This window comes from Thermococcus onnurineus NA1 (assembly GCF_000018365.1).
Lineage (GTDB): Archaea > Methanobacteriota_B > Thermococci > Thermococcales > Thermococcaceae > Thermococcus > Thermococcus onnurineus.
Genome location: NC_011529.1, coordinates 1,451,388 through 1,464,418 on the forward strand (window position 1 = coordinate 1,451,388; position 13,031 = coordinate 1,464,418).

At 51.1% G+C, this 13,031-nt stretch carries 21 protein-coding genes; 17 read left to right on the plus strand and 4 right to left on the minus strand.

Features of this window, described 5'->3' with window-relative positions:
* Window positions 1-25: 25 nt before the first annotated feature.
* From mobA to TON_RS08145, 15 genes are all read left to right on the plus strand, one after another.
* Entirely contained in the window at window positions 26-613 is a 588-nt protein-coding gene (gene mobA / locus TON_RS08075; protein ID WP_012572543.1) for a molybdenum cofactor guanylyltransferase MobA, read from the plus strand.
* Between the two features lie 137 nt (window positions 614-750).
* The gene (locus TON_RS08080; protein WP_012572544.1) at window positions 751-1,257 is read left to right on the plus strand and encodes a monovalent cation/H+ antiporter subunit E; all 507 of its coding nucleotides are present in this window, start codon (window positions 751-753) and stop codon (window positions 1,255-1,257) included.
* A complete protein-coding gene (locus tag TON_RS08085; RefSeq protein WP_012572545.1) occupies window positions 1,254-1,517 on the plus strand; it encodes a cation:proton antiporter in 264 nt (87 codons plus the stop codon). Before TON_RS08080 ends, TON_RS08085 begins: the two co-directional genes overlap by 4 nt.
* Complete coding sequence (mnhG, locus tag TON_RS08090; RefSeq protein WP_012572546.1) at window positions 1,514-1,885, plus strand: monovalent cation/H(+) antiporter subunit G; 372 nt, start codon at window positions 1,514-1,516, stop codon at window positions 1,883-1,885. Before TON_RS08085 ends, mnhG begins: the two co-directional genes overlap by 4 nt.
* A complete protein-coding gene (locus tag TON_RS08095; protein ID WP_012572547.1) occupies window positions 1,882-2,148 on the plus strand; it encodes a DUF4040 domain-containing protein in 267 nt (88 codons plus the stop codon). The genes mnhG and TON_RS08095 overlap by 4 nt, the downstream gene beginning before the upstream one ends.
* Window positions 2,145-2,441 carry a hydrogen gas-evolving membrane-bound hydrogenase subunit E gene (gene mbhE, locus TON_RS08100; RefSeq protein ID WP_012572548.1) on the plus strand — a complete coding sequence of 99 codons (297 nt, stop codon included), beginning with the start codon at window positions 2,145-2,147 and terminating at the stop codon, window positions 2,439-2,441. Before TON_RS08095 ends, mbhE begins: the two co-directional genes overlap by 4 nt.
* Window positions 2,438-2,884, plus strand: coding sequence for a Na(+)/H(+) antiporter subunit B (locus TON_RS08105; RefSeq protein ID WP_012572549.1), 447 nt, complete (start codon window positions 2,438-2,440; stop codon window positions 2,882-2,884). The genes mbhE and TON_RS08105 overlap by 4 nt, the downstream gene beginning before the upstream one ends.
* Window positions 2,881-3,240: an NADH-quinone oxidoreductase subunit K gene (locus TON_RS08110; protein WP_012572550.1), complete on the plus strand. Its 360-nt coding sequence runs from the start codon at window positions 2,881-2,883 to the stop codon at window positions 3,238-3,240. The genes TON_RS08105 and TON_RS08110 overlap by 4 nt, the downstream gene beginning before the upstream one ends.
* The gene (locus TON_RS08115; RefSeq protein WP_012572551.1) at window positions 3,237-4,835 is read left to right on the plus strand and encodes a proton-conducting transporter transmembrane domain-containing protein; all 1,599 of its coding nucleotides are present in this window, start codon (window positions 3,237-3,239) and stop codon (window positions 4,833-4,835) included. Before TON_RS08110 ends, TON_RS08115 begins: the two co-directional genes overlap by 4 nt.
* Window position 4,836: 1 nt before the next feature.
* Window positions 4,837-5,184, plus strand: coding sequence for a hypothetical protein (locus TON_RS08120; protein WP_012572552.1), 348 nt, complete (start codon window positions 4,837-4,839; stop codon window positions 5,182-5,184).
* Window positions 5,185-5,188: 4 nt separating this feature from the next.
* Entirely contained in the window at window positions 5,189-5,716 is a 528-nt protein-coding gene (locus tag TON_RS08125) for an NADH-quinone oxidoreductase subunit B family protein (protein WP_012572553.1), read from the plus strand.
* Window positions 5,716-6,285, plus strand: a complete 570-nt coding sequence (locus TON_RS08130; RefSeq protein WP_012572554.1) for an NADH-quinone oxidoreductase subunit C — start codon at window positions 5,716-5,718, stop codon at window positions 6,283-6,285. The genes TON_RS08125 and TON_RS08130 overlap by 1 nt, the downstream gene beginning before the upstream one ends.
* Window positions 6,282-7,562, plus strand: coding sequence for a hydrogenase large subunit (locus TON_RS08135; protein WP_012572555.1), 1,281 nt, complete (start codon window positions 6,282-6,284; stop codon window positions 7,560-7,562). The genes TON_RS08130 and TON_RS08135 overlap by 4 nt, the downstream gene beginning before the upstream one ends.
* 5 nt (window positions 7,563-7,567) lie before the next feature.
* Window positions 7,568-8,560 carry a respiratory chain complex I subunit 1 family protein gene (locus TON_RS08140; protein ID WP_012572556.1) on the plus strand — a complete coding sequence of 331 codons (993 nt, stop codon included), beginning with the start codon at window positions 7,568-7,570 and terminating at the stop codon, window positions 8,558-8,560.
* Entirely contained in the window at window positions 8,557-9,015 is a 459-nt protein-coding gene (locus TON_RS08145) for a 4Fe-4S dicluster domain-containing protein (RefSeq protein ID WP_012572557.1), read from the plus strand. The genes TON_RS08140 and TON_RS08145 overlap by 4 nt, the downstream gene beginning before the upstream one ends.
* A 273-nt stretch (window positions 9,016-9,288) precedes the next feature.
* Here the strand turns inward: TON_RS08145 and TON_RS08150 are convergent, their stop codons facing one another.
* The 4 genes from TON_RS08150 to TON_RS08165 are packed head-to-tail and all read right to left on the minus strand — an operon-like array spanning window position 9,289 to window position 11,215.
* The gene (locus TON_RS08150; protein ID WP_012572558.1) at window positions 9,289-9,777 is read right to left on the minus strand and encodes a ferritin-like domain-containing protein; all 489 of its coding nucleotides are present in this window, start codon (window positions 9,775-9,777) and stop codon (window positions 9,289-9,291) included.
* A 46-nt stretch (window positions 9,778-9,823) separates the two neighbouring features.
* Entirely contained in the window at window positions 9,824-9,997 is a 174-nt protein-coding gene (locus TON_RS10490; protein WP_012572559.1) for a hypothetical protein, read from the minus strand.
* Entirely contained in the window at window positions 9,994-10,692 is a 699-nt protein-coding gene (locus TON_RS08160; RefSeq protein WP_012572560.1) for a SagB/ThcOx family dehydrogenase, read from the minus strand. The genes TON_RS10490 and TON_RS08160 overlap by 4 nt, the downstream gene beginning before the upstream one ends.
* Window positions 10,693-10,729: 37 nt before the next feature.
* Complete coding sequence (locus TON_RS08165) at window positions 10,730-11,215, minus strand: THUMP domain-containing protein (protein WP_012572561.1); 486 nt, start codon at window positions 11,213-11,215, stop codon at window positions 10,730-10,732.
* 61 nt (window positions 11,216-11,276) lie between these two features.
* Between TON_RS08165 and TON_RS08170 the strand changes: the two genes are divergently transcribed.
* Together TON_RS08170 and TON_RS08175 are read left to right on the plus strand one after the other, a co-directional pair.
* Complete coding sequence (locus tag TON_RS08170) at window positions 11,277-12,482, plus strand: AAA family ATPase (RefSeq protein WP_012572562.1); 1,206 nt, start codon at window positions 11,277-11,279, stop codon at window positions 12,480-12,482.
* Entirely contained in the window at window positions 12,479-13,006 is a 528-nt protein-coding gene (locus TON_RS08175; RefSeq protein WP_012572563.1) for a metal-dependent hydrolase, read from the plus strand. Before TON_RS08170 ends, TON_RS08175 begins: the two co-directional genes overlap by 4 nt.
* The last annotated feature ends 25 nt before the right edge of the window (window positions 13,007-13,031 follow it).

Genomic DNA, 13,031 nt, shown 5'->3' on the forward strand with positions numbered 1-13,031 from the left:
AAAGCACCAACGTGGAGGGAAGGGATTGATTGGAGCGGTTCTAGCGGGAGGCAGGTCAAAGCGCTTTGGTGGAAACAAACTTCTGTACAGAATCGACGGAAAGCCGTTAATCCTTCATACAATTGAGAGACTTGAATCAGCGAATGAAATAGAAGAGGTCGTCATCGTTGCCTCTCCTGAAAACGCTGAAAAGCTGAAAACCTTTGGCTATCAGGTTCTTGTTGATGAGCTTCTCGTTGGCCCAATTGGAGGAATATATACTGCTCTAGGCTTAGGGGACGCTTTCGTCACGGCAGGGGACATGCCCCGTATAGTGCCTGAGTTTGTAGATTATATAATCAAGTACTTCCACAAGAGTAGGAAGGCTGTCTGCGTTCCGCGCTGGATTAATGGGCACATAGAACCCCTGCATGCAGCATATTCTATGGGATTCTTGGACATTATCGAGGAGCAACTAGCTTTGGAAGAATACATGATAAAGAGAGCCATAGAAAAAGCCAATGTCTGCTACTTAACAATAGAAAAAGTCCCCTTTGAATGGAGAGAAAGCTTTTTCAACGTGAACAGAAAAGATGATCTGCGAAAACTCGGAATTCCTGAACCTTTGGTTTAAAACAGGGTGTTACATACTTTTATTTTCAATTCTAAGCTTCAAAAAACTCTTTTAAAAGTGAACATCCAATTAGGTTTGGGAAATGGTAAACAAAATTGTAAAAGGGTGTTTTGAACCAAACGTGGGGTGATAGAAAGATGGCATTTATTGCCGCCTTCATCTGGTGCTACATCCTCTGGCTGGGGCTGACGGCAGGCAGCAGCGGACTATTATGGAGCAGCGAGGAACTAATTGCCGGTCTGGTGTTCTCGGCGGTAATAGCATACACTACCAAAGGCCTCATTGGTGAAAAGGCTAGCCGCTTCCTAAACCCAATAAAATGGTTTGAGTTCATAGTTTACTCCATCGGCCCGCTCTTCTGGGGCATGGTCAAGGCCAACTTCCACGTCGCTTGGCTCGTTATAACCGGCAAGATAAGGCCAGGCATAGTGCGCGTTCCTGTTGACCTCGAAAACGACGCCCAGTACACAATCCTGAGCAACTCAATAACACTCACACCTGGAACGCTCACCATCGATGCCTGTCCTGAGGAGAAGGCCCTCTACGTCCACTGGATTGACATTCCCGAGGGACTTGAGAAGCCTGAAAGCTCCGAGCCTGTGGCTGGATCTTTCGAGAAGTGGGCGAGGAGGTTGGGAAGATGATAGAACCAGTGTTCTTCTACTCAGCACTGATAATAATGGTCGGCGCATTCATAGCCGTGTTGAGGGTTCTTCTCGGACCAACCGTGCCAGATAGGGTCGTGGGAGTTGATACCCTCAACACGCTGGTAGTGGCCGGCATGGTTCTCCTGGGGGCGGCCTATGACAGGACGATATACATCGACATCGCGATAGTCTACGCCCTTCTGAGCTACATAGGAACCCTCGCTATAGCCCGCTACATGCAGGGGGGATTGAAATGAACACCGTTGATTACGTTATCTACGCCTTCCTCGCGATAAACATAACGTTCAACCTCCTGGGAAGCATTGCATTACACAGATTTCCCGACGTATACACAAGGCTTCACGGGGCAACAAAGTGCACAACCTTCGGGACTATATTCGCCGTCCTAGCGGTCGTTGTCCATTCCCTCTACCGGCTCGACGTTACCGGCGATCCAAAGTACCTCCAGATGACACTCCACAGCGTTGTAGCTCTCATAGCGCTCTTACTCACCAACCCGACCGGCGCACACGCCATAGCTAAGGCCGCTCACCTGAGCGGCGTTAAACCTGTCAAAGCTGTCATCGACGCCTACGAAGGGAAGCTCGGGGGTGGTGAGGAATGAACCCCATCACAATTGACCAGATCATTCAGTTTGGGATTCTTATCAGCGTTCTCATTACCGCATATCTCACGATACGCCTCAGGGACTTGCTCAGTGCGGCTCTCGCATCTGCAGCCATGAGCCTGCTCCTAAGTTTGGAGTTCTACATGCTCCATGCGCCAGACGTTGCGATAGCTGAAGCGGCTGTTGGTGCAGGCGTTGTTACGGCCATAGTTGTGTATGGAATCGCTAAAACAGAGAGATGGGAGCGTGAGGGATCATGAAGAGAACCCTCGCTTTCCTTTCGCTGCTGTTCATTCTCGGAGCGCTGCTTTACATAGCCAACCCTGACTACGGCCTCAAATTTGGGCTGGGTGGGGATGACTGGAAAAACCTCCGCTACACTGACGACTACTATATCACCCACGGCGTGGAAGAAGTCGGTGGTACAAACATCGTTACAGACATAGTCTTTGACTACCGTGGCTACGATACCCTTGGAGAGGCCACCGTCCTGTTCACGGCCATCGCTGGAGCCGTTGTGCTTCTCAGGCCCTGGAGGAGGGATGAGGAATGACCGATGATATGGGACTCATCGTTAAAACCATGGCGAGGACAACCATTCCACTCATCGGGATATTCGGAGCCTACGTGGTTTCCCACGGTCATCTGACGCCAGGTGGTGGCTTCCAGGGAGGCGCCACCATAGCGGGAGCGGGCATACTTTTCCTCATAGCATTCGGCCTGAAAGAGATGAAGAAGGCATACAACAAGCACCTCTACTCAGCCCTTGAGGGAATCGGCGGACTTGTCTTCCTAGGCGCAGCAATGCTTGGCATAGGCACGGCGTTCTTCTACAACATACTCTGGAACAACGGCCCAATCCTCAATGGTGAGCCCGGAACGCTTCTTTCAGCTGGGTTCCTCCCAATAATGAACCTAGCCGTTGGTTTGAAGGTTTTCACTGGCCTCGTCAGCGCGATGGCTGCCATAGCACTCTACAGGAGGTGGAAGTCATGATACCCTTCCAGTTCATCACTGCCTTCCTAATGATAGCTCTGGGAATATACGCCTTCCTGTACAAGAGAAACCTCATCAAGCTCATTCTCGCATTGGACATTATAGACTCCGGCATCCACTTGCTCCTCGTAAGCCTCGGATACCGCATGGAGCTTAACGAGCTCCCCACCGCGCCAATTTACACAGGCTACGAGACGCTCAAGAGCCCTATGGTTGGCCCACTTCCACAGGCCCTCGTGCTCACGAGCATCGTCATTGGCGTCTGTGTTCTGGCTCTTGCGATGGCCCTCACGATAAACGCCTACCGCCACTACGGTACCCTCGACGTTAACGCCCTCAGGAGGTTGAGAGGATGAACGGGGAAGCGATACTCCCCTACCTCATAATCATCCCGCTCTTCGGAGCGTTTGCGATGCCCATAGTGAACCTTGCAGGAAAAAAAGCGAGAGAGGCCTGGGCAGTCCTCATAAGTGCGCTGACGTTTATCGTAAGTTCGGTGATATTCTACCACATCTGGAACACTGGAGAAATTATAGTCTACACCCTCGGTGCAGAGACACCATTCGGCCAGGGGGTTGATTTCCCGATTAGGATAGTGTGGGAAGTCGACCTTTTCGGCGCAATAATGGTGTTCATTGTGGCGTTTGTCTCTCTAATGGCAGTAATCTACTCCATCGGCTACATGAAGCACGACACCGGACTCGACAAATACTACACACTCATACTCATCCTTGAGCTGGGAATGCTCGGCATAGCCATAACCGGCGACCTGTTCAACTTCTACGTCTTCCTCGAAATCATGAGCATAGCCAGCTATGCCCTCGTTGCCTTCAGGAATGACACATGGGAGGGCATCGAAGCGGGCATAAAGTACATGTTCGTTGGCTCGATAGCCAGTGCTTTCGTGCTCCTCGGCATAGCCCTCCTCTACGGCCAGTACGGAACCCTCACAATGGGGTACCTCGCAGTTAAAATCGTGCAGAATCCCACTGTCACCGCCAAGGTCGCATTGGCCCTCTTCATAGCGGGGCTGCTCTTTAAGAGCGGTGCCTCCCCAGTCCACATGTGGCTCGCCGATGCACACCCCGCGGCACCTAGCAGCATCTCGGCAATGCTCTCGGGTCTAGTCATTAAGATCGGTGGAATCTATGCGATAGCGAGAATACTCTTCAGCATCTACACTCCAATGGCCCACAGTATAGTGCTTGAAGCATATCTCCAACCCCACATTAATATGAGCGCGATAGGATGGATCATTATCATTTTTGCGTGCTTAACGCTGATAATTGGCAATGCAATGGCAGTCATCCAAACGGATATGAAGAGACTGTTGGCCTACTCTTCCGTCGGACAGATAGGTTACATACTCCTTGGCCTCGGAATAAGTATAGCCGCCTACGGGACTCAGACAGGCGAGATAGCCCTGGCAGGTGCAATCTACCACACTGTAAACCACGCGCTCATGAAGGCCCTCTTGTTCCTCGTTGCGGGTGTCGTAATCCACCAGCTTGGCACGAGGAATCTGAACGAGCTGAGTGGATTAGCGAAAACCATGCCCAAAACAACGTTTGCATTTCTTATAGGTGCAGCCGCTATAGTAGGAATGCCCCCATTGAACGGCTTTGCCAGCAAGTGGCTCATCTATGAGAGTTCGGCCATCTTCAATCCAATCCTTGGTGCAATAGCCATCATTGGAACGGCATTCTGTACGGCAGCCTACGTCAGGGTGCTCTACACGTTCTTTGGTAGGCCGAGCGAGAAGGTGATGGCCGCCAAAGACCCAGAAACCTCAATGATGCTTCCAATGCTCCTGCTCGTGCTTGCAATAATCATCATGGGGCTCCTCCCGTGGCAGATAAGCGACAAGGTCATGATACCTGCAGCTAGGATGCTGGAGCAGTTCAGATTTGAGTACATAAACGCTCTAATGAGCCTTGTTGGGGGTGCGTGAAATGTTTGGCTACTGGGACGCTCTTTACTTTGTCTTTATCTTTATTATCGGCCTCATCATAGCATGGATGTTGAACGAATGGGCCAAGAAGTCTGGAATGGGTACGAGAGAAGCTGGTGATGGCACGAAAGTCTTCATCAGTGGTGAGGACCCGGACAAGGTAATCCCCGGCTTCGAGCATTACGAAGGTTACTACACTGGCAAGAACGTCATGTGGGGTCTCACATACGCCCTCAAAAGGTTCTTCGCCCTCCTCAGGAACGAGCACACAGGTCTGCTCACCGATTACGTAAGCTACCTGCTCATAACGACGGCTTTCGTGCTCGGAGTGATACTGATTTGGGGGTGATTGAATGAGCATCAAGGTTCCCGCTGACCAGAATAGAACAAACGGAACCACGAGTGAGCGCGAGATGCTGGAGAAGAGAATAGCCCAGTTGTGCCGCTTCATAGGAAGATCACCCTGGGTATTTCACGTAAACAGTGGAAGCTGCAACGGCTGTGACATCGAAATCATAGCCGCCCTGACCCCGCGCTATGATGCCGAGCGCTTTGGCGTCAAGCTCGTGGGAAGCCCCAGGCACGCTGATGTTCTCTTAGTAACAGGGCCAGTCACAGACCAGAGCCTTGAAAGGGTCAAGCTTGTCTACGAGCAGACACCAGACCCGAAGATAGTCATAGCAGTGGGATCGTGCCCCACTGGCGGTAGCGTGTTCTATGAGAGCCCATTCACCAATGCACCGCTGAGCAACATCATTCCGGTTGACGTCTACGTGCCAGGCTGTCCACCAAGGCCCGAGGCCATACTCTACGGCGTCGTTTTGGCCCTTGAAAAGCTGGCTAAAATCCTGAAAGGCGAAGTTCCGGAGGGTGAAGAGTGATGGCTGATGATAACAGAATCATGGAGAATGTTGATAATGTTAGAGAACCAACCAAGGAAGATACTGTCGCTGAGACCATAAAGAGCCGTTTCCCCAATGCTCACGTGGAGATACGGGAGAACAAGTGGGGAAGAAAGCGCGTCTGGGTGATCGTTCCACGAGAAGACTACAAAGCGCTCATGAAGTTCCTCCTTGAACTCGACCCAGAGGCCCACTATTCGATAGGAATAGAGCAGGACTACGGGGAAGAGATAGGCTATATGAGCCACATCCTGCTGCACTACGACAATGCTCCAGCAGTCTCACTGCTCGTTGATGTTAGAGTACCCAAAGACGATCCAGTAATTCCCGATATCAGCGACATCTTCCCGATAGCACTCCAGTACGAAAGGGAAGCCGCTGAGATGATGGGCATAGTCTTCGAAGGTATCCCCGACAGTAGAAGGCTTTTCCTTCCGGACGACTTCCCAGAGGGTATCTACCCGCTCAGACTCGACGAAAAAGGCATACCAGAAGAGATTGTCAAGAACGCCGGACACCCGTACTACCTGAAGGGGGGAGATAAATGACCAAGAAGGTCGAGTACTGGATAAAGATACCGTTCGGCCCAATTCATCCCGGCTTAGAGGAACCTGAGAAGTTCATACTTACGCTCGATGGCGAAAGGATAGTCAACGTTGATGTTAAGCTTGGCTACAATCTACGTGGCCTGCAGTGGATAGCATACAGGAGAAATTACGTCCAGATAATGTACCTCGCGGAGAGGATATGTGGTATCTGTTCGTTCTCCCACAACCACACCTACACCAGAGCCGTTGAGGAAGCGGCCGGAATAGAAGTGCCAGAGAGGGCTGAGTACATCCGTGCCATAATAGGCGAGCTCGAGAGGGTTCACTCCCACCTGCTTAACCTTGGTGTCCTCGGCCACGACATAGGCTACGACACGGTCCTTCACCTCACATGGCTGGCACGCGAGAGGGTCATGGATGTTCTTGAAGCCATCTCAGGGAACCGCGTGAACTACTCGATGGTAACCATAGGCGGTGTGAGAAGAGACATCGATGAAAAAGGGAAGCGGCTCATTCTTGATATGATAAAGTACTACAGGAGCATAATGCCTCAGATAGAAGAGGTTTTCCTCCACGACCCAACCATAGAAGCCCGTTTGAGGGACTGTGCGGTGATAAGCAAGCGCGTCGCCCTTGAGCAGGGTGCAGTGGGACCGACTGCCAGAGCTTCCGGTCTAAAGGTCGATGCCAGGTGGAGTGAGAGGCTTGGTGTTTACCCTGACCTAGGAGTTAAGCCAGTGATGCCACAGGACGTTACGGGAGAAAAACCGCACGGTGATGTATTCGACAGGGCAGCCGTAAGAATAGGAGAAATATACCAGAGCCTCGACATGCTCGAACACGCACTAGACCAGATGCCAGAGGGTAAGATAAAGACATTCCCAAAGGACAACATCTTGGTTGCCAAGCTCAAGATTATGGTTGACGGAGAGGGAATCGGAAGGTACGAGGCTCCACGTGGCGAGCTGGTACACTATGTTCGCGGAAAGAAAGGCTCCGATAAACCGCTCCGCTGGAAACCAAGGGAGCCAACTTTCCCGAACCTCTTCGCAGTTGCCAAGGGTGTGACAGGTGATCAGGTGGCAGACTTCGTGCTGGCAGTGGCCTCGATAGATCCGTGCCTGAGCTGTACAGACAGGGTTGCCGTAGTACAGGATGGAAAGAAGAGAATTCTTACTGAAACCGACCTGCTGAGACTCTCAATAAAGAAGACACGCGAGATAAACCCCGAAGTTAAAGGCGACCCAACACCGGTCGGCTTCGGCTGCTCGAGGTGATGGGGATGGACGTAATGGCGAACATCATTTATCCGGTAGCAGGTTTAATAGGCCTTTACGCTTTCGTCTCACTGGCATCGCTCGTCTGGGAAGGTATAGACAGAAAGCTCGTCGCAAGGATGCAGAGAAGGGTAGGACCGCCGCTTCTCCAGCCCCTCTATGACTTCTTCAAGCTAGCGAGCAAGGAAACAATAATCCCCAACACGGCTAACTTTATGTTTAGAGCCGCACCTGTACTCGCCCTGGCAACGGCCATAGCACTCCTCGCTTACACCCCGATGGGCTTTGCTCCACTACTCGCGAGCAAGGGAGACGTCATCGTTTTCATATATCTCCTCACCCTCATTGGCTTCTTCAAGATACTCGGTGGCATAAGCTCAGGAAGCCCCTACGCAAAGATAGGAGCTGCAAGGGAAGCAGCAATAATGGTTTCCAGAGAGCCTGCCATGATGCTGGCCCTATTCGCTATAATATGGCGTCTTGGAAAACTCGGAGTCAACAAGCCATTCAGCATGGAGGTCTTCTACCAGTACAACATTTGGGAAATAGGTACCCCGCTCAGCCTTATAGGTGCCGTAATCCTCCTTTACGTCTTCGTCATTTGGCTGGCAAGTGAAATAGAAGTCGGATATTTCAACATACCCGATGCAGAGGAGGAGATAGCCGAGGGACTGCTCGCCGAGTACAGCGGGCGCTACCTGGCCCTGTTAAAGCTCACGAAGGCACTGAAAACTTACATAGCAGCATCGCTCGTCGTAGCAATATTCTTCCCCTGGGGAATAGCAGATTACTTCAACCTCACCGGACTTCCAGCAAACGTCGTAAACCTGCTCTTCCATACACTCAAGGTATTCATACTGCTCTTTGCTGTGCAGAGTGTCTTCAGGGCCACTACAGGCAGACTCAAAATAACGCAGGCGGTTGACTTCCTCTGGAAGAACGTCTTCTTAGCTTCGCTCATCGGCACACTCCTTATCGCCATGGAGGTGATAATGTGAGGCTCTCCCCACTCATCCCCACCGTGCTCAGAAACATGTTCAAAAAGCCTGCCACCAACCTCTTTCCTGCGACTGAACCAGTGCCGGTTCCAGATAACTTCAGGGGCCAGCTGAAGTACAACGTGGACAAGTGTGTCGGCTGCAGGATGTGCGTCACAGTCTGTCCAGCCGGCGTCTTCGTCTTCCTACCTGAGATAAGGAAGGTCGCTCTGTGGACCGCTAGATGTGTCTACTGCTCGCAGTGTGTTGACGTTTGTCCGACCGCAGCCCTCCAGATGAGCGATGAGTTCCTGCTGGCAAGCTACAACAACTACGACGACAAGTTCATCCCGCTCAAGCCCGAAAAGGTTGAAGAGATAAAGAAGAAACTGGAGGAGCAAAAGAAAGCGAAGGCAGCTGCAGCTGCCAAGAAAGCCATGGAGAAAAAGGAAGCAGGGAAAGAGGCCAAAAAGTGAAGGCAGTACGGAAGTCCGAAGACGAGTGTGAAGTTATTCCTTCATACCTCTTTTATTCTGTTCTAGTAAGAGTAGTCATTTATGGAGGATTAACGACATTTAGTAGAGCTTCTCAGTAGAGCAGGAGAATGAAAACATCACTTATGGAACATACGCCGCGATCTTTTATGAACGCTTTGACACAGCTACCTATAACAAGGCATTTGAAGACAAAAAACGGAACAACAACGGACATCTAAAAATATAAGAAGGATTTTCTACTATATTTTGACGTTAGATGGCTCTGACTTTCAGTTCTTCGTACCTCTTTTTGAGAAGCTCGTAGTGGCCCCACTCTACTTCGGCCAGCTTTGCATAGAGTTTCTTTAGCTCTTCATCCCTAACCCTTTCAGCTAGGAGCTTGTAGGACTCGTGGGCTATCAGCTCGCTCTCCATCGCAGCCTTGAGTATTTCCTCGAGCTGGTCAGCTCTCTCAAACTTATCGAGAAGGGGCAGAACTTCAAGCGGTGGAACTTCACTCCTCGGCTTTCTGCCGTACTTTACTCTGAACTGTCCCTCTAGGTCTTTTGCGTGTTCCAGGGAATCCTCAGCAAGCTTCTCAAAAGTCTTCACAAGCCCCTCACCGAGTCCAAGGTCCCAGGCTCTTTTTGCTAGTTCTTTGTAAAATTTTGCCTCCTCCTTTTCACTTTCTATCCAGTAAGCCAGAACCTCCTCGTAGTTCAATTTTTGGAGGGTCTCAATTATCTCGTCAACGTCATACATGGTCAATCACAATAACACTACTCTCATAGGACTAAAAATCTTGAGTTCACCTCACAAACCATATGAGAATGACTATAATAAGGTACGTCACGACGCTGAGGACTACGTGAACCTTGATCCAGAAGTTCTTTCGTTCCAAGAGGAAAATGAAAGCTCCACTGAGCATCGTCAAGCTTATGAGGGCAAAGGTAAGATAGCCGAGCGTGTGGTGGTCTATCATCCTGGAACACCCACTGGAAAAATGTAAAGAGGAACACCTTCTGTCCCAAGTATTTCGGCTATCTGATCATCATAGAAGGCCCCAACAGCGACGGTTCCAAGTCCGAGGGCGGTGGCCTGAAGGTATATGTTCTGCCCGATGTGTCCGGCCTCCATGTGGACATACCTTATTCCCCTGTCGCCGTAATAGGAGGTCGTTCTCCCATAGAAGGCCACGAGGACTATGTCAACAGAAGCGTTTCCGACCCACTTCTGGTCGAGGGCGGCCTTCTGCAGTGCCCTCCTGTAGTCGCCCTCCTTTACCAGCGTCAGGCTGTGCTTAAAGGGATCGTAGTGGTAGATACCCGGCTTAAGGCCCTCGACGTTTCCAACGACAATATAGACCTCAAAGGGATAGGTGGCTCCAGCGCTTGGGGCACTTCGTTTGTTCTCGTGCGTTATACCCTGAGCAGCCCAGAGAAGCTGAGAGAGCTGTTCTAGGGTTAGAGGCTCGTTCCTATAGGAGCGTACACTCTTTCTCATCGCTATGGCCTCTTCAAGGCTCATCTCGCCTGTTAATCTGGGCTCCGGGAGTAGAACGACTTTGCCCGAGATGGTCTCACCCCCTCCACGCCCAAGGTAGGGCTTTACAAGTATCAGAAGCGAAGAGACTATGACGAGCAGAATCACCATATACGAGACGTGTCGGTAGTCCATGTTATGAATTGGTCTTTAATCGTATTTTAGGTTTCCACTAGTCCTTAACCTCGAACCTGAGCATCTCATCGGGCTTGAGAACCCCCACTCCAGCCTTCTTCCCAATAACCTCGACGACTAGGGTGTACTCCGGCTCGCTCAGATCCACTTTGAGTCCGTAGCGCTCGACGATTAGAGAGCCGAGGTCAATCTCAAGCTCCCTCGCCTTGAGTGTCCTGTTTCCCCTAACCTTTGCCCGAACGGCGAAGGTTCCATCGATTTTTTCTGCAAGCTTAAGGGCAGCTTCCTCTATCTCCTCCATTCTGGCAGGAACAAGAAGTTCCAGCGGGATGACCCTCTGTATTGTCTGCGTTTCGAAGCGCTTAAGCCTTTCAAGGACTTCTTCACGGGACAGAGGTGTCTCGGCCAGGAGAACACCCTTCCAGTCCGTTCCCTTGACCTTAACCTTCTCCAGCGCCCATTCCAGCTCGAGGATTGCATCCCCCTCACGGCCCTGAGGTGCCGTAACGATCAGAACTGTCATTTTTGCTCACCGATGGACAAGCTTTTATATTTTACAATCCTAAACTATGCGGTGAGTTAAAATGGAAACCGGCGGCCTTAAGCTTTACCCCTACCAGTCATACGAGGTTTATGGCCTTTCTCGGAACCCCTTCGAGCAGCTCGCAAGTGAGGGAATAGCCGACGTCGAGGGCATTCACGTCTATCAGGAAATCGACATGCGCCTGCAGATGATACTCTCCGAGGTCATAGGAAATAAAAGCTCCATAGCCCTCTCCATAGTCGGTCCCCTCGGAATGGGCAAAACCCAGAGGCTGAAAACTATAGCAAAGGCCATTGAAGAAAATAAAGGAAAAGCCATCTACGTCAAGGTTGATACCAATGACATCCTCAAACTTACGCGCGACATATTCTACGCACTGAAGCCGCCAAAGAGCAGGACGAATATCTTCCTTGAGAACCTGAGCAAAAAGCTTGGCTTTATTGACAGACTGGAAAAGATGCTAAGCGATACCAAGGAATACAAGAGCAGGGACATAGCCGAGCTTTTGACGGAGCAGATGAGCAAGTACCCCTACTGTGCCCTTCTCCTCGACGAGCTCGAGAACATGCAGACCGCGAGTGAGCAGGAGAAGATACAGTTCTTCGAGATGTTGAGACACTTCATAAGCAACATGCCCAAGGGTTGTATAGTGGCCTTTGCCTGTGTGCCCGAGGCCTACGAAGAATACAGCAAGATATTTCCCGCATTCTTCATGCGCCTGCATTATGAGTTCAAGCTGAGGCCGATGAGCCTCGACGAGGCTTACGAGCTCGTCAAGAAGAGGCTCAACATGGTCAGGACAAGGGACACCGACGACCCGCTTTATCCGTTCACGGAGGAGGCCATAAAGCTCATCCACGAGCTCGGAAAGGGCAACCCGAGACAGATTCTTCGCTTACTTCACTACGTTCTGAGCGAAGCTGCCAAGCACAAGTTCGATCCGATAGACGACTACGTGGTCACGACTATCCTCGAGGAGCCCAAGAGCCTTGAGGAATACCTCACGAGGATCCCGAAGGACTACAAGGACCTCGTCGAAGCTATAGTCTTCGAGTTCAACGGCGGACCGATCAGCTACATACAGGTCGCGAAACACGTCAAGAGGCCCGGAATACAGGTCTACGATCAGCTCAACGAGCTAATAAGGCTCGGCTTCCTCGTCGGTGATCCAAAAGGCAACTACAAGATTCCAGACTACGTCAGAAAGTTCCTCGAGGAGGCTTCGAATAGGGAGGAGACAGAATGAACTACGAGGAGCACGTGCTAGCCGGGATAATAACGTATCCCCTGGCTATCGCGGTGGCTTCCATCCTCAAAAACTTTGGTCTTCCGGTTGAGCTCAGCACAATGGCAATGGTGCTCGGTTACGCCCTCTACGTTTTGGGAAGCGACCTGCCGGACATGGATCATCCCAACGCCCTCATCCACCGCGGAACGAAGCCGCTAGTCTCAGTTGCAGTCGGCAGCGTCGTCTACCTCAGGAGCGTAGACATTGTAAACATCGGGACTGAGTGGAAGAACATCACCCTCGCATGGATTATTGGGGCCATAGCAGGAGTCATAGCATGGTATGGCTTCACGGCCATAATGCCGAAGCACAGGGGCATAATTCACTCCCTGCTATTTGCCTTCGTTTACGGTCTGCTCGCATTCACACTCGGAAACTTTGGTATTGGACTGTCATTTGAAGAATCCGTCTTCCTCGGCTTTGCGGCCTTCAGCGGCTACACACTCCACTTAATACTCGACAGGGACGTCTCGCTGGTGTGAGGGAAAGGTTTATCGTTCCATGAGG

Coding starts and splice junctions, on each gene's coding strand:
- TON_RS08080 (WP_012572544.1), top strand. CDS start 751: ATGGCATTTATTGCCGCCTTCATCTGGTGCTACATCCTCTGGCTGGGG.
- TON_RS08085 (WP_012572545.1), top strand. CDS start 1,254: ATGATAGAACCAGTGTTCTTCTACTCAGCACTGATAATAATGGTCGGC.
- mnhG (WP_012572546.1), top strand. CDS start 1,514: ATGAACACCGTTGATTACGTTATCTACGCCTTCCTCGCGATAAACATA.
- TON_RS08095 (WP_012572547.1), top strand. CDS start 1,882: ATGAACCCCATCACAATTGACCAGATCATTCAGTTTGGGATTCTTATC.
- mbhE (WP_012572548.1), top strand. CDS start 2,145: ATGAAGAGAACCCTCGCTTTCCTTTCGCTGCTGTTCATTCTCGGAGCG.
- TON_RS08105 (WP_012572549.1), top strand. CDS start 2,438: ATGACCGATGATATGGGACTCATCGTTAAAACCATGGCGAGGACAACC.
- TON_RS08110 (WP_012572550.1), top strand. CDS start 2,881: ATGATACCCTTCCAGTTCATCACTGCCTTCCTAATGATAGCTCTGGGA.
- TON_RS08115 (WP_012572551.1), top strand. CDS start 3,237: ATGAACGGGGAAGCGATACTCCCCTACCTCATAATCATCCCGCTCTTC.
- TON_RS08120 (WP_012572552.1), top strand. CDS start 4,837: ATGTTTGGCTACTGGGACGCTCTTTACTTTGTCTTTATCTTTATTATC.
- TON_RS08125 (WP_012572553.1), top strand. CDS start 5,189: ATGAGCATCAAGGTTCCCGCTGACCAGAATAGAACAAACGGAACCACG.
- TON_RS08130 (WP_012572554.1), top strand. CDS start 5,716: ATGGCTGATGATAACAGAATCATGGAGAATGTTGATAATGTTAGAGAA.
- TON_RS08135 (WP_012572555.1), top strand. CDS start 6,282: ATGACCAAGAAGGTCGAGTACTGGATAAAGATACCGTTCGGCCCAATT.
- TON_RS08140 (WP_012572556.1), top strand. CDS start 7,568: ATGGACGTAATGGCGAACATCATTTATCCGGTAGCAGGTTTAATAGGC.
- TON_RS08150 (WP_012572558.1), bottom strand. CDS start 9,777: ATGTATGACGTTGACGAGATAATTGAGACCCTCCAAAAATTGAACTAC.
- TON_RS10490 (WP_012572559.1), bottom strand. CDS start 9,997: ATGATAGACCACCACACGCTCGGCTATCTTACCTTTGCCCTCATAAGC.
- TON_RS08160 (WP_012572560.1), bottom strand. CDS start 10,692: ATGGACTACCGACACGTCTCGTATATGGTGATTCTGCTCGTCATAGTC.
- TON_RS08165 (WP_012572561.1), bottom strand. CDS start 11,215: ATGACAGTTCTGATCGTTACGGCACCTCAGGGCCGTGAGGGGGATGCA.
- TON_RS08170 (WP_012572562.1), top strand. CDS start 11,277: ATGGAAACCGGCGGCCTTAAGCTTTACCCCTACCAGTCATACGAGGTT.
- TON_RS08175 (WP_012572563.1), top strand. CDS start 12,479: ATGAACTACGAGGAGCACGTGCTAGCCGGGATAATAACGTATCCCCTG.